The following is a 22,048-nucleotide window of genomic DNA, read 5'->3' as shown; positions in this document are numbered from 1 at the left end:
GTGCGGGCGAAGCAGTCTTCCTCACTCCCTCCCCGCATACTCCGGCGCCAACACTTCCATCTGCTCCAAGACCAACGTCACCGCCGCCGGCGCCTTGTCCGGTGGGTACCTGAACTTGCGCAGCAGCCGCTTCACCACAGCCCGTAGCTTGGCCTGCACGTCATCCCGCCGAGTCCAGTCCGTCTTGGTGTCGCGGCGCATTACGCCGACCAGCTCACGCGCGATCTCGGCCAGCACGTCCTCGCCCTGCTGCAGCACCGCCGAGTCGTTCTGGCTCACCGCGTCATAGAACGCCAGTTCGTCGTGACTCAACGGGGGAGTGAACCGCTCACCCCGATCGGCCTCACCAGCCACCTCCTGGGCCATACTCCACAGCTCATGAATCACCTCAGCCGCCGTCAGCTGCTGGTTCGTGTACCGCAGCATCAACTCACTGATCCGCTCACTGAACGCCTTCTGCCGCACCAGGTTGTTACGCGTCAGCTGTTCCGCCTCCTGCACGAGCAAGTCGCGCAGCGCCTCAATTGCCAGGTGTGCCGTCGACGACTGGGCCGCCTCGTCGAACGCCTTCCGCGACAAGTTGCGAATGTCAGGCCGCGAGATGCCCGCTGCCTCATAGATGTCAGTGATGTCCCCAGCTGACGTTGCCTCCGCCACCGCCCCTCGCAGCGCCCGCACGATCTCGTCAGGAATCGGCTGTCCGTTCGCTGCACGTGCCTTGGCGTCGTACTTCGCCATCCACACCCGCACCTCTTCGAAGAAGCGGACGTCCTGGCGCAGGTCTGCCATCGACTCCGAGCCGGCCGCCAGCGCCCACATGCGACCCAGCTTGGACGACAGCTGCCGGAAACGATCAGCCAGGTTCATCTGCCCGTCGGCAACCTGATTCCCCGGCGTATTCGGTGAGCGCAAGTAGTTCACCGCCCCACCCACGGCTTTGAGCCCACGCTGGGGATCCGCACCGGCCATGATCGAGCGCCAGTCGAACCCCGCCAGCAGCTCGTTCAGCGCATCCACCAGCGAACGCGTCACCTCGACGGCCTCGTCAATGTCTCGACCCAGTGGCTTCTCGCGCCGGTCGCTCGGGCTGTACTCCTGCAACGCCTCCCGAAGGTTTTCGGCCAGCGGGGCATAGGCGATCATCAGGCCGTCCTGTTTGCCGCGGAACGTCCGGTTCACCCGGGCGAGCGCCTGCATCAGCAGGGCCCCCTTCAGCGGGCGGTCCAGGAACAACGTGTGCAGCGGCGGCGAGTCATAGCCGGTCAGCATCATGTCCTTGACGATCACCAGCTCAAGCTCGTCGTTCACGTCCTTCAGTCGGTTCTTGATCGCCGTGTTCTCCGAGTCGCGGCGCACATGGTCGCGCACCGGCGGCACATCCGACGCCGTTCCCGAATAGACGACCTTGATGACCCCGCTGTTGATGTCGTCCGAATGCCACTCCGGACGAAGCTGAACGATCTGCGCATACAGGTCGGCCGCGATCTGCCGGGTGGAGCACACGATCATCGCCTTGCCGTGCGGCTGGCGCTGGTCGCCGGGGTCCGTCGGCTGCAGCGCTTCGTCCATCGCCGCTCGCCGAGTCTCCCACTGTTCGACGATGTCCCCGGCCAGTGCGGCGAGGCGCTCCGGCGCACCATAGATGGCATTGATCACCGCGACCGACTGCTCGACGCGGCTGCGCTCAGCCTCATCCAGACCGCGGGTCTGTTCATCGGCCAAGGCATCCAGGTCTTCGGCGGTCACATCCGAGGCAAGCTTCACCTGGATCAGTCGTGGCTCGAAGTACACCGGCACCGTGGCGCCGTCCGCCACCGCGCGGCTCAGGTCATAGACATCGATGTAGTCACCGAATACGTCACGGGTGTTGCGCTCGTCCTCGCTGATGGGTGTGCCTGTGAAGGCGATCAAGGTTGCGTTGGGCAGCGCGTCCTTGAGGTGACGTGCATAGCCGTCGAGGTCGTCGTAGTGGCTGCGGTGGGCCTCGTCGACGATGACGATGACATTGCGCCGTTCGGTGAGCAGTGGATGGTCCACCCCGGATTCGCGTTCGTCCTTGTCGCGGCCGAACTTCTGCAAGGTGGTGAAGTAGATGCCACCACTGTTGCGGTTGCTCAGCTCGGTGCGCAGCTCGCTGCGGCGACGCACCTGGATGGGCTCTTCCGGCAGCAAGGTCGACCTCTTGAAAGTCCCATACAGCTGCCCGTCGAGTTCGTTGCGGTCGGTGATCACGACGATGGTCGGGTTCAGCATCGCCGGGTGGGTGATGACCAGGTGTGAATAGAGCTCCATCTCCATCGACTTGCCCGATCCCTGCGTGTGCCACACGACGCCAGCCTTGCCGTTGGACTTCACCGCCGTGAGGGTGCTCGAGACCGCCTTGCGCACCGCGAAGTACTGGTGCGGCTTGGCGATGCGCTTGGTGAGCCCGCGGTCGTAGGCATCGAAAGCCGTGAAGTTGAGCACCAGGTCGAGGAACCTCGCCTGCTCGAACAGTCCGAACGTCAGCGTTTCGAGTTCGGTGTTTTCGGCGTCGGTCTCGACGGGCTTGCCCTGGTCGTCCACCTTCCACGGCGAGAAGTGGTTCAGCGGGGTGAACGGCGTGCCGTACTGGGCGCTGATGCCGTCACTGATCACTGTGGCAACCATCGTGCGGAACGCCATCGGGAACTCGTGCACGTAGGTGGCGATCTGGGCATGCGCCTTGGCGATGGTCGCGTTCACCGCTCCCGCCTGCTTCAGTTCCACGAGCGCCAGCGGCAGCCCGTTGACATAGAGCAGCACGTCGAACCGACGGTTGGCCTGGTGGTCCTGGATGCGCACCTGCCGGACCGCCCGGAACACATTGTCGGCCGGGTTGTCGGAGATGAGTCGCAGCGTCGGCGTCTGCTCGCGCCCGGCGGTGTCGGTGTAGGTGAGCCCCCGGAACCCCTTGGTGAGATAGTCGTGGAAGACCTTGTTCTCGGCGACGGGGTCCTGCGAACGGGGTTGCAGCACGTCGGCCTTCGCCTGCAGAAGGTACTGGTCCGGGACCGTCGGGTTGAGTCGGCGCATCGCGTGCGTGAGGTCGTCGTGCAGCACGAGGTCAGTGATGGACGACCGCTGCTGGTCGATGTCCTGGCCCTTGCCGGGCAGCCAGCCCAGCTCCCCGAGCCAGTCGAGCATGCTGTCTTCCCACTGCGACTCGTTGATCATCAGACCGCTTCTTCCACTTGGGTGATGGCGTCCTTGACGCGGAGGATGCCGTCCATCAGGGCAGGGAGCAGGGTGTCACGGAGTTGGGCAAGGGTCTGGGATTCGCGAGCCGATTCTCGGGCGGAGACGTGGAGTGCCCTGGCTCGCTCGTCAAACTCGAGCATCACACTCGACGGTGGGACATCCAGCCGCATCGACCTGAAGACCCCTCGCGGCAACTCCAGGAAGGTCGCCCCGTTTGCACGGTTGACGTACTCCGGCACCCGCCGCTGCATCTCGTGGAAGATCCACCACTTGGTCTGTGGGTCGTTCGGTTGGACCACGATGAAGCCCTGATTCACTGCTGTTGGTTCCTGAGGGATGGCAAACGCCCCAATAGTGGCTCGTGATGTCATCAGAATGCTCCCGGCGGGATACAAGGGCGATGAGCAAGCTGCCAGCCCAGCGTCGGTGATGTGTCGAGGAGTGTCCTCTAGGTAGGGCGAGGTCAATGCCGTGACATCGCTGGGGGCGGCCCATCGGACATCGCCATCCCAGTATGCCGGCACTTTGGTGCTTGGAGTTGCTCCTCCGCCGATGGTCGCGATCTCGTCGTAGGTGGTGGGGATCCTGGCCTCGGAGAGTGTGCTCTCATGAAGGGCTGCCGCCAGATCTAGGGCCGTCCGCACCAAGGCTGAGTTGGCGGCGATCTTGTCGTCCAGGGCTCCGAGGACCTCGGCGATGGCTCGTTGCTCCGACAGGTGTGGGAGAGGAATGCGCAGGCGAAGCTGGTCGGTCAGGCTTGCGTAGGGCGCCATGTCGGTCGCATGCGCGACCGTGGTCAACTGGGCTTGGAAGCCCGGGGATCTCAATACAGCGTGCAGGAAGCGTGGGTGCAAAACGCGGAGATCCAGCGAACGCCAGAACGTGGTTTGCGGTGAGCAAGCGAACTCAGGTGTGCCGCTGGGTACATATGAAACTCTGCCCACGGTGCCCTTGTGTGTGATGATCACGTCATCGCCACGCCCGATACCCTTTCGAATTCTGGCGAGTGCTGTATTTGAGATCTTAGCACATGATTCAAAGTCGATTCCGATCTCTCGTACATCCGCAGCCCGAATGAACGGCGTCCCCTTGAGTGCGAATTCATCTGATCGAGGCCGATATTCGCCGTGATTACCATCTTGAACCAGAAGGATTCCTCGAGTCTGGAGTTCTCGAGCCTCAATCGTCTGCCAGGTCATCACAGCCTCCCCAGTTGCTCGCGCACCACACCGGCCAGCCGCTCCGACTCCCGGAAGTGATCCTCCAACTCGGCTGTCAGCCTGGCGATCTTGTCGTCCAGCGGCTCGTCGTCCCCCTCCGCCGCTGCCATCCCCACATACCGTCCCGGGGTCAGCGCGTAGCCCGCCTCCTTGATCTCGGCCATCCCCACTGACCTGCAGAAGCCCGGCACGTCCTCGTACTCGCCGGCCACCTCGAGCTCTTCGCCCGCGCCGTTCTCGCCGGTCTCTGTCACGTCGGTCGTGCCGAGCGGCAGCCGCTCCATGCCGCGCCAGGCGTGGTAGGTGTCGGCTATGCGGTGAATGTCGGCATCCGAGAACGCCTTCTCGGCCCTCGTCACCATGTGCCCCAGCCCGCGGGCGTCGATGAAGAGCACCTCTCCCTGGCGGTCGATCGTCCCGCCCTTGCCCGCTGACTTGTTCTTGGCGAAGAACCACAGGCACACGGGAATGCCGGTGGACCGGAACAGCTTCTCGGGCAGGGCGATCATGCAGGCAACGAGGTCGTTTTCGACCAGCTGCGCCCTGATCTCGCCTTCGCCCCCGCTGTTGGAGGTCATCGACCCGTTGGCCAGCACCACGCCCGCGGTGCCCTGGGAGCCGAGCTTGGCGATGATGTGCTGCAGCCACGCGAAGTTGGCATTGTTCGCCGGCGGCACGCCGTAGACCCAGCGCGCGTCCTCCTCGTTGCGGTTCCAGTCCTTGATGTTGAACGGTGGGTTCGCCATCACGTAGTCCATCTGGGTGCCGGCGTGGTAGTCGAGCGCGAACGTGTCACCCCACCTCGGCCCCAGGTTGCCGTTCAGCCCGTGGATGGCGAGGTTCATCTTCGCCATCCGCCAGGTCGACTCATTGAGTTCCTGCCCATAGACGGCCAGGTTCGACGGGTCCTCATCATGGGCGGCCAGGAACTTCTCCGCCTGCACGAACATGCCACCCGACCCGCAGCACGGGTCATACACTCGGCCCTTCTTGGGCTGCAGCATCTCGACGATCACCCGGACGACGCTGGCGGGGGTGTAGTACTCGCCGCCGCGGCGTCCTTCGGCCGAGGCGAACTTGGCCAGGAAGTACTCATACACCTCACCCAGCAGGTCTCGTGCCTTCGACGCGCCCTGGCCGGTGAACTGCACCGAGTTCAGCAGGTCGAGCAGTTCGCCCAGCCGCTTCTGGTCGACATTGTCACGGTTGAACAGCCGGGGCAGCGTGCCGACCAGGCTGGGGTTGGCGGTCATCAGCATGTCCATGGCGTTGTTGATGCGCTCGCCGATGGTCTTCTGGCTGGTGCCGGTGACCTTGGCGTATTCCACCAGTGACTGCCAGCGTGCATCCAGGTCGACCCAGAAGACACCGGCGCCGGTGTACTCGTCGGGGTCCTCCAGGGTGTCCTCGAGCTGGTCGTCGTCGTAGCCCTCGGCGCGCAGTTCGTCCTCGATCACCTGGCGCCGTTCGGCGAAGGCGTCCGAGACGTACTTGAGGAAGACCAGGCCGAGCACGACGTCCTTGTACTGGCTGGCGTCCATCGAGCCGCGCAGCTTGTCGGCTGCCTTCCACAAGGTGTCCTTGAGCTCCTTGGGTGTGCTCGGCGTGAGTGCTTCCGCCTGCTTGGTGCGTGCCATCAATGGCCTTTCTGCGTGGTGGGGGACAGGGTGATTGCGCCGGACAGGACCGACCGGGTGACCAGTCGACGGAGCTCGTGCAGCTGAGTCTGCCGTTGTTGCAGCAGGCTTTCCCAGTTCTGCAGGTGTTGCATGAGTGTGTCGGCCGTTTCGCGGCTGATGGTGCTCACGGGCAGCGGCCAAGTGCGCCATTTGCCGTTGCCCGGGGGCAGCTGGTTGATGGCCTCGGCGATGGCCTCGGGCACCAGTGTCTCGGACGTGCTGCGGATGATGCGGGCGGGGTAGGCAACCGCGGACCCACCGGCCCGGTCGACGATCGCCCGGGGTCGGCCATGGTTGGTGAACACGACATCGCCCGGATACGTGAGTTGCAGGTGTGGATGCGCACGGGTGAGGGCGAGCAGGTCGACCTGCCGTGGATCGCTGGAGTGGACGGCGTCGGCGTCCCACACGCGGAGGGTGCCGGAGGGCAGGTCAGCCAGGCGGGTGCCGGACAACAGGGTTGCCAGGCGCTGATCGAGCGCATCGCCGAGGCGGATCGTTGATGGTGCGGTCTCGGTGACGGCGACCGGGTCGTGGGGCAACACGTCCGGGAGTGGTGCGTTGAGGGCGGCCCGCAGGGTCTGGATGCGGGCGGAGTCGTCGGCGGCTGACCCGGTGAGCAGCTGTGCCTGGGGCAGGGGTTGGGTGACCAATGACGAGCCGTTGGCGAGCACCCGGGCAGGGTTGCTGCGGGTGAGCGTGAGGAACGCCCGTGCACGGTCGTCACGCGTGGTGGCGAGCAGGTCGTCCAGCAGGTTCTGGCGGGTCGGCTCGTCGAACGCGCGACCGGACAGGTCGCCGGCCCAGAGCGTGGGGGAGGAGTCGCTGGGTGTCATCAGCCAGAGTGCGAGGTGTTCGCGGGTGCCACCCCGGGTGAGGCCCTGGGGCAGCCGGACCGCGGCGCGCACCCGCTGCTGGCGAAGGTGGACGTCGCGTCGTCCGACCTGGTCGTGGGGCAGGGAGTCGGTGAGCAGCTTTGCAGGGCCGACGATGAGGCCGAAGGTCTGGGCTGGAAGCTGCAGGGCGAGTTCGTCGAGCAGGTCAAACGCGGTGTCGGCAGTGCGGGGCAGCCGGGATATCACGACGTCGCCGGCGCGAAGGGCCCAGTCGTCGTCGAGGGTGACGTGACGAGGGGTGATGTCATGGGTGCGGTAGCGCAGTAACGCGTCGCGGCTGGGCTGACGGGCGGCGAGGGTCACGGTGGGCGTGGGAATGTCTTCTTTGCCGGCCTGGCGGATGATTACGTCGGCGCAGGAGCCGCTGAGGTCGACCATGGTGCCGGCGGGGCTGAGCAGGGCTGTTGCGGAGGCGGCCAGCAGGTCGACCAGTTCGGGTGCGAGGCGGGTGTCGTGGGCCTTGCCCGTGGCCGCGAGGGTGTCGGTGAGCTGTTCGAAGGCGTGGCGGGGGTGCCAGGCGGCGTCGGCGATGGCATCGGTCTGGGCGGCGAGCTGGTTGAAGCGGTCGCGGCCCAGGGCCTCGAGGTCGCTGTAGAGGTAGTCATCGTCGGGGTCGAGTTCGTCGGTCTCGTCGAGCAGGTCGTCGAAGGTCATGCCGGCCAGTGGTTGGTCGAGCATGGTGCGGGCGGCCAGCAGCAGGCGAAGGTCCTGCACGAGTGCGGCGTCGGTCGACGAGCCGACCACTGCCTGAATGGCGAGGTCGGCGCGAGGATCGGGGTTGTTGCCGCGTTGGGTGGCCTCGAGCCAGTCGACGACCTCGGCGGCATCGAAACGACCATCCGAGGTTGGTGTGGGGAAGCCGAGGCCGGACTTGGGGCGCCTGCGCCACATCGAGACCACGGGACGCTGGACGCCGGCAAGACGTGCGACATCAGCGAGCGACAGCGTGGTCATGGGCGGGCACCTCCTCTGGGATTCGGGTTGTGGCAAGCCTAGTTGATTCCACCCGGAGCGTGCTGACGTACCTGATAAGGGGACTTATCAGACATATGAATGGGCAATGAATCCTGTTTGCTCCAAGCTGGTGACACCGCAGTTCACCAGTCACCAAGGAGTAGTCCCGTGCGGAAGTTCATCACCCTCGGCGCGACCGTTTCGGTCGCCATCCTGTTCGCCGGCTGCACCGGCATCGCCGCCAGCCCCTCGGCCGTTGAGCCCAGCGGCGACAACCGTCCTGCCAGCTCGGCGAGCGCCACCACGGCCGCCTCGTCTACCACCGATGCGCCGACCACTGAGTCGTCACCGACCCCCACCAGCGACCTCGTGAAGCCGTTCGGGTCGTCCATGACGTGGGAGGACAACCTGTCGGTGACGGTCAGCAAGCCGGCCGCCTTCAAGCCCAGCGAGTACTCGCAGGAGAAGGGGTTCTCGCAGTACGTCGTTTTCGACATCACGATCGTCAACAAGACCGGTCAGCCGTGGGACCCCGCCATGTTCTACGCCACGCTGCAGTCGTCGAATGAGGAGGCTCCTCAGGTCTACGACTCCGAGAAGCTCGGCAACCGGCCCTCGACCAAGCTGCTGAACAGTCGTGAGGTGAAGTTCAAGATCGCCTTTGCGGTGAAGAACCCGGCCGACCTGGTCATGGAGGTTCGGCCTGACTTCGAACACAACGCCGCCCTGTACGAGCTGGGCTGACCATGGCGCGGCCGGTCAAGCCCTGGCGCAGGGACATCTGTGAGGTGACGGGCAAGCGCCGCTTCCGTGACCATCGTGAGGCGGTGCAGGCCCTGCACGCTGCAAGGAACTCCCGCAAGACCGCCGCAGAACTCGGGCAGGGGTCGTCCCGGCAGGAGTGCCGCTCATACGCGTGCAAGGCCTGCCGGGGCTGGCACCTGACCTCATTGCCCGCCTGGCAGCCGGAAGGAGCGGTCCGATGAACTTCGAGATCACGCGTGGCTACCCCATGGCGTACACATCGCGAGAAGTGGAGTGGTTGCGCACCAACAGGGGGCAGGACGCGGTGCTGGCGGCTGGATGGCTGTCGGGGCGTGCCGGCGCGCGTGGTGCCATCACGGTGGTCACACCGCGGGCGTGGAGCATCGCCGAACTGGAATTCGAGCACCCTGCCCTGGGCAGGCTGGTCAGGAGCGGTGCCAGCCTGACAAACGCACGGGGTCTGGGCAGCGTGTCCGGGCGCTGGGTCTTGCTCGCATGGCCCACGCGCGATGCCATGCATCGGGTGCTCGACGGGAAACCGGCTGGATTGGCGGTGCTGTCGTGGAGCACCAGGGACATCGAACCCTGGGTGCGTGGATGCCGGCCAGAGCGCCTCGGGCCGGTCTGGACTGAGCTCGATGACTCTGTACCGCAGCTGCACCCGGTGGTGGCGCAGGCGATGGACTCGCTGACCAGTGTGGTGAACGCGTCCAACGGGATGACCGGGTACAACCGGGACTACACGGTTGACGCGCTGCGAAAGCTGCGCAAGGCAGGGTACGAGTTGAGCGGGCGAGACCTGGAGGCGGACGCATTGGGACGTGGTTGGTATGCGGTCATGGCCCATGAACTCGGCGAGATCACGGACAGGATCGCGGCAGGTGGTCGGCTGCAGGTCAAGCGGGACCGGTTCAGGGACGACATCGTGAAGGTGTGGGAACAGGCGTCGGTTGCAACGACTTAGCCTGCACGACTCGACGTAGCTGGCGTTGTTCGACGTGGCTGGTGCTCTAGAGGCCAGCCAAGTCGATTAACGCCAGCCAGGTGGTGGGGATGGCGGCCGTGGCTAGTCGATTTCTTCGCCCGCCAGCGCCTTCGCCGCCAGCCGTTCCTCTTCGCTGACCTCCCAGACCTCCTTGGCCGCGTGCAGCGCCAGCAGGATGATGCCGCAACCGAGAATGAGGTCGGGCCAGCCTGAATTCGTCCACAGGGTGACCAGCGCCATCGCGATGATCGCCAGGTTGACCAGCACGTCATTGCGCGCCGACAGGAACGCCGCCCGGCTCAGCGACCCGCGGGCGTGGCGCACCCGGGCCAGCAGCCAGGCCGAGGTGCCGTTGACCACGATCGCTCCGAGCGAGGCGACGATGATGGGGACGATGGCCGGCGCCTGGGGGTCGCTGAACCGCTTGATGGCCTCCCAGCCGGCGAACGCCGCCGGCATCAGGATGATCAACGCCATCAGCTTGCCCAGCCGCGCCTGCCGGGCCAGCGACCAGCCCAGGGCGATGAAGATGAGCAGGTTGACCGCGGTGTCCTCGAGAAAGTCGACGCTGTCGGCCAGCAGCGACACCGACCCGGCGAACAGGGCGACGGCGAACTCGACGAAGAAATAGGCGAAGTTCAGCAGCGCCACGGTGAGCACCGTGCGGCGCAGGGTGCTGGCCTCGATGACGGGGGAGTCTTGTTCGTGGTCTTCGGTGGTGCGTTCGGTGTCGGTCACAGCTGCAGGCTATCCCCGTGCCTCACCAGCCGGGGTACCGCTTCGTCCACCGGGTGTGGGGGCCGTAGTCACTGTGCAATCGCGTCGACTGCGTGAACTCAAAGATGAAGTCGTCGGCCAGTTCGAGGATGGTGCCGCGTCCCTCGACCTCGAACGCGAGTTCGGGCGGCAGCGCGGTCTCGCCGTGCAGCGCGCCCAGGATGTTGCCGCAGATCGCCCCCGTGGAATCGCTGTCGCCGGAGTGGGTGACCGCCAGCGCGAGCGCGTCGAGCACCTGGTCGGGTTCGGGATGGGCGAGGCAGGCATAAATCGACATGGCCAGGGCTTCTTCGGCGATCCAGCCGCCGCCGAGGGTTTCCATGCTCTCGGGGCTGGGCGGGTTCGTGGACGCCGTGAGCGCCTGGTTGATGGCGGCCGTGGTCTCGCCGTTGGCGTCGTATTTCGGCAGCAGGTCGAGGGTGGTGTCGATCGCCTGGTGCAGCGACTCGCCGCGCATGATCGCGGCGATGAGCACGGCGAGCGTACCCGAGGCGACCTGGCCGGTGGGGTGGCCGTGGGTGTACCCGGCGGCCTCGGCAGCGGACTCGTACACCCAGGTCAGGGGCTGGCCGATCCATGGTGGCAGCAGGCCGAAGGGTGCGCTGCGCATGACTCCTCCGCAGCCCTTGGAGTTGTTGGTGGCCTGGGCGCCGAACTGTTCGGCCGCGCGCTTGCCCTTGCGGGCCTCACGTAGGGCGGTGAGGCAGGTGGTGCCGGGCGCCCGCTGGGAGTAGAGCCAGCGCTGGTTGATGAGCCAGCCATCGTGTGTTCCGTCCGGGCCTGACAGCTGTTGGGTGTCGAGCCAGCGGTCGTAGGCGTGGTGGGTGACGGCGACGGTGAAGCCGAGCCCGCGGTCGGTGCGCACGGATGCGCGGATCATGCCCTCGACGGTGAAGAGTGTCATCTGGGTGTCGTCGGTGATGCGTCCGTAGACCGGGGTGCCGCCGATGTGCTCGGACTGGTATTCGCGGACGCCGTCCGGACCGCAGGTGGAGCGGATGCGGGAGAGGTCCCAGAACTCGACGGGGCCGCCGAGGGCATCACCGATGGCGCCGCCCAGCAGGCTGCCGCGGACGCGGGATCGGTAGGATTCGAGGTCGGATCGGGTGAGGGGCATGGTGAGGTGGTCCCTTCAGTGCACGTTCGTGTTAGTCGAACTCGACGGTTCCTTCCGCGTCCACCCACCACACGGTGATCCCTGCGGCGGCCAGCGAGGTGTGTGTTTCGGAGTAGAGATTCCGGTAGCGCTTGAAGTCTGGCAGCGCGATGATGCTCCTCCAGTCAGGCTGCTTCCCGCGAAGCTTCATGGCAGCCAGCACAGCGGCAGCGAACCAGTGACCCGCCTGATTGCTGGGTTGAGTCCTCTTTGGGCGGTCGACCAAGGCTGGATTGGCATAGGTCTTGCTCGGGAAGCCTTTGACCTCGATCCCGATGGCCATGCCGTCCAACGTGGCGACGATGTCGATCCCGTGTTCTCTGGTGGCGGTGTTGGCAACAGATTGGATCCGATAGCCGCTGGCCACCAACGCGCTCACGACTGCAGCCTGAACGTTTGCCTCCGTGTGCCACTGCTCGTCACGAGGATGGCGCTGGGCTTTGGGGTGCTGAATGTCAGCAGTGGGCCCTGGTGCCACCGATGATTCGGGCGAATGGGCCTCGCCCGAAATTGGAAAGCCGAGTTTCGCCAGGTGCCGACGGGCGGTGCGCGACGTGAACTCCGGCCGAGGGACGCCGACCGCAATCTCGAACGCCTGCTTCACCGGGTACCAAACCCCGCCCACCTGCACGGCGTGCTCACGAATGGGCTCCGGGCCAACCCCCGCAAGGTGGCACGTCACGATATCGCTCGACAGTTCGTATCGAGTGCCGTTGAGAGTGAACGAAGTCCGGGGCATGCCTAGAATCTAGCTGTCAACCCCCGGTTGCCGGCCCGTCGGGGAGCTAGAGGCCTTCAACTCCTTCGGAGCGCGGCGACTCATCACAGCAGGACAGCTTCACATCGGATCTCATCGTCCGGTCAGCGCCCGCTCGACATTTCTCTGCCCGGCAGTGGCCTGTGCCTGATGCTGGCCGCACGCCGCTCCCAATCGGTGCACGCCGCACCCCTTGGGTCGGGCCCCAAGGGGGAGCGGCAGGAACCCAAAGGGTGCGGCGTGCACCTGAGGGGGAGCGGCATGCCCCGAACGGGAGCGTGGGCGGGTCCGCCGCCACCCGTTGCCCCTGAACACAACAGTTGCCCTTGTGCCGGCACAAGGGCAACCGTCGCGTTCAGGGGCAAACCTCAGCCCCGCTTGGCGTTGAACTCGTACGAGGTCGACTCGAAGAGGTTGACCAACTGCCACAGGCTGGTCATTGCTGAATAGTCAGCGATCGCTGTATGGTCAGTACGTGCTGACCATTGCTTCGCGGGTGGACGCCATGAATCGCCTGGGTCGCGCCATGGCCGATCCGACCCGCTCGCGCATCCTGCTGCACCTGCTCGACGCCCCCGGATACCCCGCCCAACTGGCCCGCGACCTCGACCTGACGCGCACCAATGTCTCGAACCACCTCACCTGCCTGCGCGGGTGCGGCATCGTGGTGGCCGAGCCCGAGGGCCGCCAGACGCGCTACGAGATCGCCGACCCCCACTTGACCGCAGCCCTGACCGCGCTGGTGAATGTCACCCTGGCCGTGGACGAGGCCGTGCCCTGCATGGACCCGGCATGCACCGTGCCCGGCTGCTGCGACAAGGGCGACGACAAGGGGGGCGAACGGTGACCACCACGCTGACCTCGATGCTGTCGCCCGCCCGCCGCGACGTGCTGCGCCGACGCATCCGCATCGTCGTCGCCATCACCATCACGTGGAACGTCATCGAGGCCATCGTTGCCCTGCTCGCCGGTTCAGCGGCGTCGTCGGCGGCGCTGGTCGGCTTCGGCCTCGATTCGATCGTCGAGGTGCTCTCTGCCGCCGCGATTGCCTGGCAATTCTCGTCCCCCGACCCGGAGCGCCGCGAAAAGGTCGCCCTGCGGGTGGTCGCGGTCTCGTTCTTCGCCCTGGCTGCCTATGTGAGCGTTGATGCGCTGTCATCCCTGTTCGGTGGACGCGAGCCCGATCATTCACCCGTCGGCATCGCCATCGCGGCCCTGAGCCTGCTGGTGATGCCCTTCCTCAGCTGGTTCGAGCGTCGCACCGGGCGAGACCTCGGCTCAGCCTCGGCCATCGCCGACTCGAAGCAGACGCTGATCTGCACCTACCTGTCGGCGGCACTGCTCGTCGGGCTGTTGCTGAACAGCCTGCTGGGCTGGGCCTGGGCCGACTCGGTCGCTGCGCTTGTCATCGCGGCGTTCGCCGTCCGTGAGGGCCTGGAGGCGTGGCGCGGGGACGCCTGCTGCGCGGCCCCGGTCTCGGTGCTGACGGGGGAGCGGCAGGCGGACTCGTGCTGCAACGCCGAGGGCGAGGCCGGCAGCAGCGACATCGCCCGGTAACCCAGCCGGCGGCGTCCCCGCACAGAGGGCGCCGCCACCCGTTGCCCCTGAACGCAACGGTTGCCCTTGTGCCGGCACAAGGGCAACCGTCGCGTTCAGGGGCAAACTTCAGCCCTGCTTGGCGTTCACCTCGTACGACGTGTTGGTCGACTCGAAGAAGTTGACCAGCTGCAGCGTGTCGTTCGCCGTGGCCATCCACTTCGCCGGGTTCGCGACCTTGTACTCGGCGTCGAAGCCCAGCTCTTCCAGCCGCCGATCCGCCAGGTACTTGACGTACTGGTTGATGTAGTCGGCATTGAGCCCCAGGATGCCGTGGGGCAGCAGGTCCCGGTTGTAGGCCTCCTCCATGGCCACGGCATCCAGGATCATCTGCCTGATCTCGGCGGCGAACTGCGGGGTCGCTACCTCGGGGTTCTCGTCGAGCACGGTGAGCACCAGGTTGATCCCGAACTTCAGGTGCAGCGACTCGTCGCGGACGATCCAGTCGATGAGCGAGCCGAAGTTGCGCAGCAGGTTGCGCTGCCGAAAGCTCAGCGCCACCATGAAGCCCGAATAGAACCAGATGCCCTCGAGGATCACGTTGTACGCGATCAGGTTGCGGACGAAGTCCTGCTTGCCCTCGACGGTGGTGATGTCGAGGGTCTGCTCGGTCATGCGCCGGATGTACCTGACCTCGAACTCCTCTTTGGCGGCCATCGAGGCCACCGTCACGTGGGAGTTGTAGGCGGCCTCACGATCGATCGGGAACGTCTCGAGCACGTACTCGAAGCCCATGCAGTGGTTGGCCTCCTCCCACATCTGCTTGGCGAGGTACAGGTGTGCCTCGGCGGCGTTGACATAGGGGTAGACGCCGAACGCCAGGGCCTTGTTGACCAGCAGCTCGTTGGGGTTGAAGTAGCTCATCAGAAAGGTCAGTGCTGCGCGCTCGTCCGGGGTCATCCGCTCGAAGTCGGCCAGGTCTTCACCCAGCTGCACCTCATTCGGGAACCACGTGTTCGCGACCGCCTGGTCATAGAGGTCCATGGCCCACTGGTACTTGACCGGCTTCAGCAGCAGCCCCTGTTCGATCCCGGTGCCGAGAATGCCACCCATCACTGGCACGCCTCACACGCCAGGCGTTCCATCGGGTCGGTGGGGCAGGCGCCCACGTCGTCCACCACGACGGGCTCGGCCAACTGCAGCGCAGCGGCGCCGAACCCGCGTCGCACCGCCCCCGCCCCGACACCCGTACCTGCGCCACCCCGGACGATGGCCTCGGACTTGTTGACCCGCACCGTCGATTGCTCGGCAGTGTGGCGCGGCATCATGTGCAGGTAGTAGGTCGTCTTGACCCCCATGCGCCAGGCCTCGGTGTACAGGTCGAGCATGCGCGACACATCCCGGTCGGCCAGGTAGATGTTGCGGCTGATCGCCTGGTCAACCCATTTCTGCGCCCGCGCCGCGACCTCGAGGTAGGCGCGCCCGGGCAACTGGAACGAGGTCTGGTAGATCTCGACCAACTCGGCCGGCACGCCGTAGTGCGGCGATTCCGCGGCAACCTTGGCAAGGTCGCCCTGGTGGCGCAACAGGTCTTCGCGCACCAACTGCCACAGCCCGGCCTCGCGCAGGTCGTCGACCAGGTTGCGGTTGACCTCGAGGAACTTGCCCGAACTGGTGGCGCGGCTGAAGATCTGGCTGAACTGCGGGTCAAGCCCCGGCGTGGTGCCCGCCACCAGCCCGATCGAGGCAGTCGGCGCGATCGCCAACAGCGTGGAATTGCGCATGCCACCGGCCACCTTGGTGCGCAACGCGGCCCAGTCGAGGCGTTCGGTGCGGTCGACCGCGACCGGCACACCGCGGTCGTTCGCGAGCAGGTTGAGGGTGTCGACCGGCACCATGCCCTTGTGCCACTTCGATCCGGTGAAGTTCGGGTACGACCCGCGCTCACGGGCAAGGTCTGCCGAGGCATCGATGGCATGCCACGAGACGAATTCCATGAGTTCGTCGATCAGGTCATAGGCCTCGGTGGTGGCATAGGAATAGCCGAACCGCTCGGTGACCTCGGTGAACCCCATCACCCCCAGGCCCAGGGCCCGGTTCTGTTCGTTGGAATGTTCCGACTCGGGCACCGACGAGATGGTGATGTCGATGAGGTTGTCGAGTTGGCGCACCGCAAGCCGGGTCGACTCGGCCAGCAGCGCCCAGTCGACCTTCGCCCGCCCGCGTCGTCCGGTGACGTGGCGCGACAGGTTGATCGAGGCCAGGTTGCAGACCGAGACGTTGTCGCGGTCCTGCGGCAGCGTGATCTCGGTGCACAGGTTGGACAGGTGGATCGTGCCGGTGTTGTCGTTGAGTGCGCGGGTGTTGATGGTGTCCTTCCAGGTCAGCCACGGGTGTGACGTCGCCTGCAGTGTCGTCAGGATGGCCCTGAACTGCTCGCGGGCACCGATCACCTTGTGCCGCAGCTGCCCGGCCTCGGCGAGGTCGATGTAGTCGCGATAGCGCTCAGAGAAGGCCCGCCCGGTCAACTCGACGAGGTCCGGCACCTCAGCAGGGTCGAACAGGTACCAGGGCTGGTCGTCCTCGACGCGCTTCATGAACTCGTCGCTGATCCAGACCGCGGTGTTGGCCGTGCGGGTGCGCCGGTACGGGTCGCCGGAATTCTGCTTGAGGTCGAGGAACTGTGCGAAGTCCAGGTGCCAGTTCTCGATGTAGAAGCACAGCGCACCGAACTTCTTGCCGCCGCGGCTGACCGCCCGCAGCGTCGAATCAATGGTGTGCATGAACGGGATCGGCCCGGTCGAGGCCGTGTTGTTCGACGTGATGGGGGAGCCCTCACTGCGCAGCTTGGTCACCGACAACCCGATGCCGCCGGTGCCCTTGGTCAGCCACATGACATCGCGCACCGACTTGGCGATGTGCTCGATGTCGTCCTCCATCTGCATCACGAAGCAGTTGGACAGTTGCGCATACGGGGTGCCGGCGTTGACCAGGGTCGAACCCGCCGCGAGGTATTCCAGGCGCGACATCTTGTCGTAGAAGGCGATGGCAGCCGCGTCCGGGTCGTCCTCGTGCAGTGCCAGTCCCATGGCCACGCGCATCCAGAAGAACTGCGGCATTTCCATGGGCCGCTTGTCAGGGGACGAGATCATGTACCGGGTCTTCATGGTCTGCACCCCGATGTAGCGCAGCAGGTCGTCGCGGGCGGGGTCGAGGGCCCGGCCCAGTCGGTGCAGGTCGAAACCGGCCAGACGCTCGTCCAGCAGGCCCAGTTCGATGCCGCGGTGGACGAAGGCCACGAAGGCCTCGGCATGCTGGGCGAACACCTGCTCGCGCGTGACGCCCTGGCCGAAGATGGCCTTGTAGAAGCCCTTCACCAGCAGCCGTGAGGCGATGGTGTCATAGGCGGGATCGTCCTTGACGTTCTGCAGGGCCACCTGGATGACGGCCTCGTCGAGTTGCTCCGAGGTGATCCCGTCGAACAGTGTGATCTCCAGTTCGGAGCGCAGTTGGGTGGCGCGGGCCACTTCATCGTCCAGGCCGGCTGCGGCCTCCTGGATGGATCTGGCGATCTCGTAGCCGTCATAGGCGACCCGGCGGCCGTCGCGTTTGACGACGCTGATCCCGGTGTGTTCGTTGGCGGTCGTGGTCAAAGTCATTCACCCCTCGTGAAAGAACCTGCTCGGTGCTTCCACGGCCCATGGGCGACAGGGTGGGACGAACACATGGGCGCAGCCCATGACAGGTTCGTCTCGTCCCCTGACCTTCCCACGAGGTCGCGGACCCCCGCCGCTCGGGACGGGGCGCTGGCAGGTCTTCGGACTCGTGGGCAGATGCTGCCTGGCCTACTGTCCGTCGCTTCCCGGATCGGCCGATCCAGTGCTTGATGACGGAGTTCGTTCCCACTCACCGCTGCGGGGCAGTCCCGGTTTCCCACCGGGTTCCCTGTTGCCTCTGCGCGTCTGGGGTGGCGCGCAGAACCAGCTGCGTCAACCACCATATATGAGAATCACGCTGGTGTAACTACCTGGATGTAGTGATGTGGTCGCGGGGTAGCGCCCACGAACTGCCCCTGAACGCAACAGTTGCCCTGGTGCTGGCACAAGGGCAACCGTCGCGTTCAGGGGCAAACCTCAGCCTGGGCCTGGGCCGACTCGGTCGCTGCGCTTGTCATCGCGGCGTTCGCCGTCCGTGAGGGCCTGGAGGCGTGGCGCGGGGACGCCTGCTGCGCGGTCCCGGTCTCGGTGCTGACGGGGGAGCGGCAGGTGGATTCGTGCTGCAACGCCGAGGGCGAGGCCTGCAGCAGCGACATCGCCCGGTAGCCCAGCCGGCGGCGTCCCCGCAACAGAGGGGCGCCGCCACCCGTTGCCCCTGAACGCAACGGTTGCCCTTGTGCCGGCACAAGGGCAACCGTCGCGTTCAGGGGCAAACCTCGTCCCAACACCTGCTCGATCAGCTGCTTGAAGCGCAGGAAGCCGAAGCTCGATGTCCCCTACTTCCACCCACCCATACGCGCCGCCATCGCGTCACCGACCCTTGTCGGCAGCACTCGTCCCATGTTCGCCAGCACCACAGCCTGCGCCCCTGCCGCGTACCGGGCCTTCGGGTGGCGATCCGTCAGCGCCCGTTCCACGTACTTCGCCACCAGGTCGGGGGAGCCACCGCGGCTGCCCAGTGTGCTCAACAGCTTTCGCAGCCCCAACAGGTGTTGCCGGTACAGCTCGCGGTGTGCAGGGCTCAGCCCGGCCTCCATCTCGTCGAGCATTCCGCCCATGTTCCGCCACGTCTCGGTGTTGGTGGGCCCCGGCTCAATCACACTGACGAAGATCTGCCACGGCCGCAGCTCAATGCGCAGGATGTCGGCCACCGCCTCGAGCGCGAACTTCGAGGCGCTGGACGGGCCCTCGAGCGTGGCCACAGTGCGCCCCACCGTGGACGAGATGAAGACCACCCGGCCCTGCGACTCGCGCAGCTTGGGCAGCACCGCCTGCGTGACCACCACCTGCGCAACGACGTTCACGTCGAAGCATGCGCGCCACTCGTGCGGGGGAACGGCCTCGACGGGCCCGCCATGGGCGATGCCGGCGTTGTTCACCACGGCGTCCAGTGGTCCGCCCAGCCGGTCGGCGAGGGTGGTCACATGCTGCTCGTTGGTGATGTCCAGCTGGATGGGCCTGATCAGGGGGTTCTGTGCCCTCAGGTGCTCGGCCTGGGCTTCTTCCCGGACCCCGGCGTGCACCGTCCAACCGGCGTTTGCCAGCCGCAGGCAGATGGCGGCCCCGATCCCTTGTCTGGTGCCTGTGACGAGAGCACTGGGCATGACTGCCTCCTGTGACATGTGTCACAAATCGTACGCTCGCGTGCCCGCTTTGGCGAGGGCGGAGTCCCCCCGCTCGTCAGCCCGCAGCCCCACCCAGGTACTTCTCAAGCACCACCTTGTGCGCCTTCTGCGCCCACTCCTGGCTCTCGACAGCATCCAGTGCCACCGCCGCGTTGCCCTCGAGCGTGATCAGTGGCAGCGGCTTCGCCTTCTTGCCATAGCCCTCGGTGACGCTCACGAACGCCCGCTGTTGCTTCGGCAGGGTGTGCACGGCCAGCCCGACCTGGCCGTTCTTGCCGAAGTTGACCGGCAGGTACACCCTCGGGTCGCCCGTGGCGAAACGCTGGTGCACCTGCCCGGCCTCGGCGGCGACCTGGAACACCGGCCCGGTGATCTTGAGCTTGAGCCGCTCGCCGGTGCCGGGATCTCGCCACTGCATCGATGTGCCCCACACCTCGGTGGCAGCGAGCACCGCGAGCAGCAGCGGTATGCCCACCGCCGCCGGGGCGACCAGGTCGCGGAGCGCCGCGCGGCGGCCAGTGTAGTTCGAGGCACTCTCGGCGATCGCGTCGTAGTTCACCCACGCGAGGGTGGCGAGCAGCAGCAGCACCACCGCGATGCCGAGCCCGATTGCCAGCCGGGTTGGGTCGCGGTACTTCTCGAACTGCCCTGTTGACTCGAGCACGATGTCGTGGTTCGCCATTGCGGGGTCCCTGTCCCTCCCATGGACGAGGCCTGCCTCGTCCGGTTGCACCGCCAGAAGGTAGTGCACGGGCGGGTCAAGGGCACGCCGAGCCTGGGTTGGTGCGCAGAACCAGCATGCGTCAACCACCATGGATAAGAATCACGCCGGTGCCGCAGGGGTAGCGCCCACGAACTGCCCCTGAACGCAACAGTTGCCCTGGTGCTGGCACTAGGGCAATTGTTGCGTTCAGGGGCAATCTGCTGGAGCCCAACACAAGAAGCCCCAACACAAGCAGAACCGCCCCTGACTAGGTTTTCACCATGTCAGGGGCGGTTCTTCGGAGTAGCGGGGACAGGATTTGAACCTGTGACCTCCGGGTTATGAGCCCGGCGAGCTACCGAGCTGCTCCACCCCGCGTCGCTCGCTCTACATTAGTGGACCCCGCCCGAGATGCCAAATCGGGTCGGTCCGCGTTCGCCCCCAGCCGACAGACCCACCCGTCCCACCAGCACCTCCCGTAGACTCGGACAGTCACACGCGCGGCGCCGCCGCCGAACCCACTGGAGTGTCAATGTCATCAGACCTCACCCGCCGCCACGTGCTCGGGCTCGGCGCCGCCGCCGCCAGCCTGCCCCTGCTCGCGGGCTGCCTGAACAATGACCTCCCGGGCACGCAACAGTCCGCGAGCCGCACCATCAGCGTGGGTGCCTCGGACGAGCCACAGGTGCTCGACCCGATCAAGAACGCCCAGGCCGCCATCCCGCAGGTGTTGCTCTACAACGTCTACGAGACGCTGGTGAAGGTCGACGGCGAGGGCACGCTGCGCCCGCTGCTCGCCAACGCCTGGACCATCAGCGAGGACCGGCTGACCTACCGCTTCACACTGCACCCGACCGCCACGTTCGCCAGCGGCACCGCCCTCGACGCGAACGCGGTGGTGGGCAGCATCGAGTTCCTGCGCAAGGCCAACTCGCAGAACGCCGAGGTCGCGCGGGCGATGGGCAACATCGACACCGTCAGCGCCGAGGACGCCACCACCGTGGTCGTCAAGCTCAAGAAGCCCAGTCTGTTCTGGCTCTATGACATGAGTTCGACTGCAGGCATCATCATCGACCCGGCGGGCTACCAGACCATGGGCACCACCCCCATGGGGTCGGGCCCGTTCACCTTCGAGAACCACCAGCGTGGCACGTCCATCACGCTGAAGCGCAACGAGCGCTACTGGGGCACGCCGCTGCGCATCGACACGGTGACCTTCCGCTACTTCACCGACCCCAACGCCATGAACTCGGCGATGCTGGCAGGCGACCTCGACATCATCTCGAACGTCGCCGCGCCGCAGGCGCTGGGCCAGTTCAGTGACACCAATCGCTTCACGGTGCTCGAGGGCTACACCACCGGCGAGGTCGTGCTGGGCTTCAACCACAGCAATGCGGCGCTGGCCAAACGGCAGGTGCGCCAGGCCATCTGCCACGCCATCGACCGGCAGGGGCTGGTCAACTCGGTGTGGGGTGGCAAGGGCCAGCTCATCGGTTCGATGGTGCCGCCCAGCGACCCCTGGTACGAAGACCTGTCGCAGACCTATCCCTTCGACCCGGCCAAGGCCCGCGAACTGCTCGCCGCGGCCGGCCACGCCACCGGGCTCACCCTGAAGCTGCGGGTGCCGACGCTGCCGTACGGCCCGGGCGCCGCAACCGTGATCACCAGCCAGCTCAAGGACGTCGGCATCACCGTCACCGTCGAAGAGATCGACTTCCAGCGCTGGATCACCGAGGTGTTCCTGGGCGGCAATTACGACATGACGCTGGTGGCGCACGTTGAGGCCCGCGACATCGTGGCCTGGGCCGACCCGAAGTACTACTGGCACTACAACAACGCCGACTTCCAGAAGCTCATCGCCGAGGCCGACGCCGCCCCCGAGCAGCAGGCCTACGACAAGATGCGCCAGGCCGCCAAGATCCTGGCCGACGATGCCGCCGCTGACTTCCTGTTCCTGCTGCCCAGCCTGATCGTCACCCGCAACACGGTCAGCGGCATCAGTAAGAACGTGCCGACGCTGAGTTTCGACCTCACCACGGTCGCCACCCGACCTGCCTGAG

The 22,048-nt window shown here is 66.1% G+C and carries 17 protein-coding genes, 1 tRNA gene and 1 riboswitch; of the genes, 6 read left to right on the top strand and 12 right to left on the bottom strand.

The window, feature by feature from the left end:
* Positions 1–21: 21 nt before the first annotated feature.
* From ACQCX5_RS02530 to ACQCX5_RS02515, 4 genes are read right to left on the bottom strand one after another with little or no spacing between them, the layout of a single operon-like run.
* A complete protein-coding gene (locus ACQCX5_RS02530) occupies positions 22–3,195 on the bottom strand; it encodes a type I restriction endonuclease subunit R (protein WP_434540409.1) in 3,174 nt (1,057 codons plus the stop codon).
* Positions 3,195–4,418 (bottom strand): restriction endonuclease subunit S, encoded by a 1,224-nt coding sequence (locus tag ACQCX5_RS02525; protein WP_434540408.1) that lies wholly within the window; start codon positions 4,416–4,418, stop codon positions 3,195–3,197. Before ACQCX5_RS02525 ends, ACQCX5_RS02530 begins: the two co-directional genes overlap by 1 nt.
* Positions 4,418–6,076 (bottom strand): type I restriction-modification system subunit M, encoded by a 1,659-nt coding sequence (locus ACQCX5_RS02520; RefSeq protein WP_434540407.1) that lies wholly within the window; start codon positions 6,074–6,076, stop codon positions 4,418–4,420. The genes ACQCX5_RS02525 and ACQCX5_RS02520 overlap by 1 nt, the downstream gene beginning before the upstream one ends.
* On the bottom strand, positions 6,076–7,968 hold the full coding sequence (locus ACQCX5_RS02515) for a hypothetical protein (RefSeq protein ID WP_434540406.1): 1,893 nt from the start codon (positions 7,966–7,968) through the stop codon (positions 6,076–6,078). Before ACQCX5_RS02515 ends, ACQCX5_RS02520 begins: the two co-directional genes overlap by 1 nt.
* A 168-nt stretch (positions 7,969–8,136) precedes the next feature.
* On the opposite strand from ACQCX5_RS02515, the gene ACQCX5_RS02510 reads away from it, so the two are divergent.
* The 3 genes from ACQCX5_RS02510 to ACQCX5_RS02500 are packed head-to-tail and all read left to right on the top strand — an operon-like array spanning position 8,137 to position 9,697.
* On the top strand, positions 8,137–8,712 hold the full coding sequence (locus ACQCX5_RS02510; protein WP_434540405.1) for a hypothetical protein: 576 nt from the start codon (positions 8,137–8,139) through the stop codon (positions 8,710–8,712).
* Positions 8,713–8,714: 2 nt separating this feature from the next.
* Positions 8,715–8,954, top strand: a complete 240-nt coding sequence (locus ACQCX5_RS02505) for a hypothetical protein (RefSeq protein ID WP_434540404.1) — start codon at positions 8,715–8,717, stop codon at positions 8,952–8,954.
* The gene (locus ACQCX5_RS02500) at positions 8,951–9,697 is read left to right on the top strand and encodes a hypothetical protein (RefSeq protein ID WP_434540403.1); all 747 of its coding nucleotides are present in this window, start codon (positions 8,951–8,953) and stop codon (positions 9,695–9,697) included. The genes ACQCX5_RS02505 and ACQCX5_RS02500 overlap by 4 nt, the downstream gene beginning before the upstream one ends.
* 102 nt (positions 9,698–9,799) lie before the next feature.
* Here ACQCX5_RS02500 and ACQCX5_RS02495 read toward each other — a convergent pair whose 3' ends face one another.
* From ACQCX5_RS02495 to ACQCX5_RS02485, 3 genes are read right to left on the bottom strand one after another with little or no spacing between them, the layout of a single operon-like run.
* Positions 9,800–10,456 (bottom strand): cation transporter, encoded by a 657-nt coding sequence (locus ACQCX5_RS02495; protein ID WP_434540402.1) that lies wholly within the window; start codon positions 10,454–10,456, stop codon positions 9,800–9,802.
* 22 nt (positions 10,457–10,478) lie between these two features.
* Complete coding sequence (locus tag ACQCX5_RS02490; protein WP_434540401.1) at positions 10,479–11,612, bottom strand: ADP-ribosylglycohydrolase family protein; 1,134 nt, start codon at positions 11,610–11,612, stop codon at positions 10,479–10,481.
* Positions 11,613–11,643: 31 nt separating this feature from the next.
* Positions 11,644–12,390, bottom strand: a complete 747-nt coding sequence (locus ACQCX5_RS02485) for a hypothetical protein (RefSeq protein ID WP_434540400.1) — start codon at positions 12,388–12,390, stop codon at positions 11,644–11,646.
* Between the two features lie 493 nt (positions 12,391–12,883).
* Between ACQCX5_RS02485 and cmtR the strand changes: the two genes are divergently transcribed.
* Both cmtR and ACQCX5_RS02475 read left to right on the top strand, forming a co-directional pair.
* Positions 12,884–13,255 (top strand): Cd(II)/Pb(II)-sensing metalloregulatory transcriptional regulator CmtR, encoded by a 372-nt coding sequence (gene cmtR, locus ACQCX5_RS02480; RefSeq protein ID WP_434540399.1) that lies wholly within the window; start codon positions 12,884–12,886, stop codon positions 13,253–13,255.
* Positions 13,252–13,965: a cation transporter gene (locus ACQCX5_RS02475; protein ID WP_434540398.1), complete on the top strand. Its 714-nt coding sequence runs from the start codon at positions 13,252–13,254 to the stop codon at positions 13,963–13,965. Before cmtR ends, ACQCX5_RS02475 begins: the two co-directional genes overlap by 4 nt.
* Before the next feature lie 108 nt (positions 13,966–14,073).
* On the opposite strand, the gene ACQCX5_RS02470 is transcribed toward ACQCX5_RS02475, so the two are convergent.
* The 5 genes from ACQCX5_RS02470 to ACQCX5_RS02450 form a co-directional block, all read right to left on the bottom strand.
* Positions 14,074–15,057 (bottom strand): ribonucleotide-diphosphate reductase subunit beta, encoded by a 984-nt coding sequence (locus ACQCX5_RS02470; RefSeq protein WP_434540397.1) that lies wholly within the window; start codon positions 15,055–15,057, stop codon positions 14,074–14,076.
* Complete coding sequence (locus tag ACQCX5_RS02465) at positions 15,057–17,603, bottom strand: ribonucleoside-diphosphate reductase subunit alpha (RefSeq protein ID WP_434540396.1); 2,547 nt, start codon at positions 17,601–17,603, stop codon at positions 15,057–15,059. Before ACQCX5_RS02465 ends, ACQCX5_RS02470 begins: the two co-directional genes overlap by 1 nt.
* Before the next feature lie 132 nt (positions 17,604–17,735).
* A riboswitch (cobalamin riboswitch) is annotated at positions 17,736–17,945 on the bottom strand.
* Positions 17,946–18,436: 491 nt separating this feature from the next.
* Positions 18,437–19,264: an SDR family NAD(P)-dependent oxidoreductase gene (locus ACQCX5_RS02460; protein WP_434540395.1), complete on the bottom strand. Its 828-nt coding sequence runs from the start codon at positions 19,262–19,264 to the stop codon at positions 18,437–18,439.
* Positions 19,265–19,340: 76 nt separating this feature from the next.
* A complete protein-coding gene (locus ACQCX5_RS02455; RefSeq protein ID WP_434540394.1) occupies positions 19,341–19,967 on the bottom strand; it encodes a hypothetical protein in 627 nt (208 codons plus the stop codon).
* A 325-nt stretch (positions 19,968–20,292) separates the two neighbouring features.
* Positions 20,293–20,366 (bottom strand) — tRNA-Met (locus tag ACQCX5_RS02450).
* Positions 20,367–20,520: 154 nt separating this feature from the next.
* Between ACQCX5_RS02450 and ACQCX5_RS02445 the strand changes: the two genes are divergently transcribed.
* Positions 20,521–22,047: an ABC transporter substrate-binding protein gene (locus ACQCX5_RS02445; RefSeq protein ID WP_434540393.1), complete on the top strand. Its 1,527-nt coding sequence runs from the start codon at positions 20,521–20,523 to the stop codon at positions 22,045–22,047.
* The last annotated feature ends 1 nt before the right edge of the window (position 22,048 follow it).

It is taken from the genome of Aestuariimicrobium sp. G57, assembly GCF_050110855.1.
Taxonomy (GTDB): Bacteria; Actinomycetota; Actinomycetes; order Propionibacteriales; family Propionibacteriaceae; genus Aestuariimicrobium.
The sequence above is the reverse complement of the archived record's forward strand: the minus strand, read 5'-3'. Positions and strand labels throughout refer to the sequence as shown.

What these genes read in the sequence shown, in the direction of transcription:
- ACQCX5_RS02470 (WP_434540397.1), bottom strand. Translation starts at nt 15,057, where the DNA reads ATGGGTGGCATTCTCGGCACCGGGATCGAACAGGGGCTGCTGCTGAAG.
- ACQCX5_RS02530 (WP_434540409.1), bottom strand. Translation starts at nt 3,195, where the DNA reads ATGATCAACGAGTCGCAGTGGGAAGACAGCATGCTCGACTGGCTCGGG.
- ACQCX5_RS02445 (WP_434540393.1), top strand. Translation starts at nt 20,521, where the DNA reads ATGTCATCAGACCTCACCCGCCGCCACGTGCTCGGGCTCGGCGCCGCC.
- ACQCX5_RS02505 (WP_434540404.1), top strand. Translation starts at nt 8,715, where the DNA reads ATGGCGCGGCCGGTCAAGCCCTGGCGCAGGGACATCTGTGAGGTGACG.
- ACQCX5_RS02520 (WP_434540407.1), bottom strand. Translation starts at nt 6,076, where the DNA reads ATGGCACGCACCAAGCAGGCGGAAGCACTCACGCCGAGCACACCCAAG.
- ACQCX5_RS02525 (WP_434540408.1), bottom strand. Translation starts at nt 4,418, where the DNA reads ATGACCTGGCAGACGATTGAGGCTCGAGAACTCCAGACTCGAGGAATC.
- ACQCX5_RS02455 (WP_434540394.1), bottom strand. Translation starts at nt 19,967, where the DNA reads ATGGCGAACCACGACATCGTGCTCGAGTCAACAGGGCAGTTCGAGAAG.
- ACQCX5_RS02465 (WP_434540396.1), bottom strand. Translation starts at nt 17,603, where the DNA reads ATGACTTTGACCACGACCGCCAACGAACACACCGGGATCAGCGTCGTC.
- ACQCX5_RS02515 (WP_434540406.1), bottom strand. Translation starts at nt 7,968, where the DNA reads ATGACCACGCTGTCGCTCGCTGATGTCGCACGTCTTGCCGGCGTCCAG.
- ACQCX5_RS02500 (WP_434540403.1), top strand. Translation starts at nt 8,951, where the DNA reads ATGAACTTCGAGATCACGCGTGGCTACCCCATGGCGTACACATCGCGA.
- ACQCX5_RS02490 (WP_434540401.1), bottom strand. Translation starts at nt 11,612, where the DNA reads ATGCCCCTCACCCGATCCGACCTCGAATCCTACCGATCCCGCGTCCGC.
- ACQCX5_RS02460 (WP_434540395.1), bottom strand. Translation starts at nt 19,264, where the DNA reads ATGCCCAGTGCTCTCGTCACAGGCACCAGACAAGGGATCGGGGCCGCC.
- ACQCX5_RS02485 (WP_434540400.1), bottom strand. Translation starts at nt 12,390, where the DNA reads ATGCCCCGGACTTCGTTCACTCTCAACGGCACTCGATACGAACTGTCG.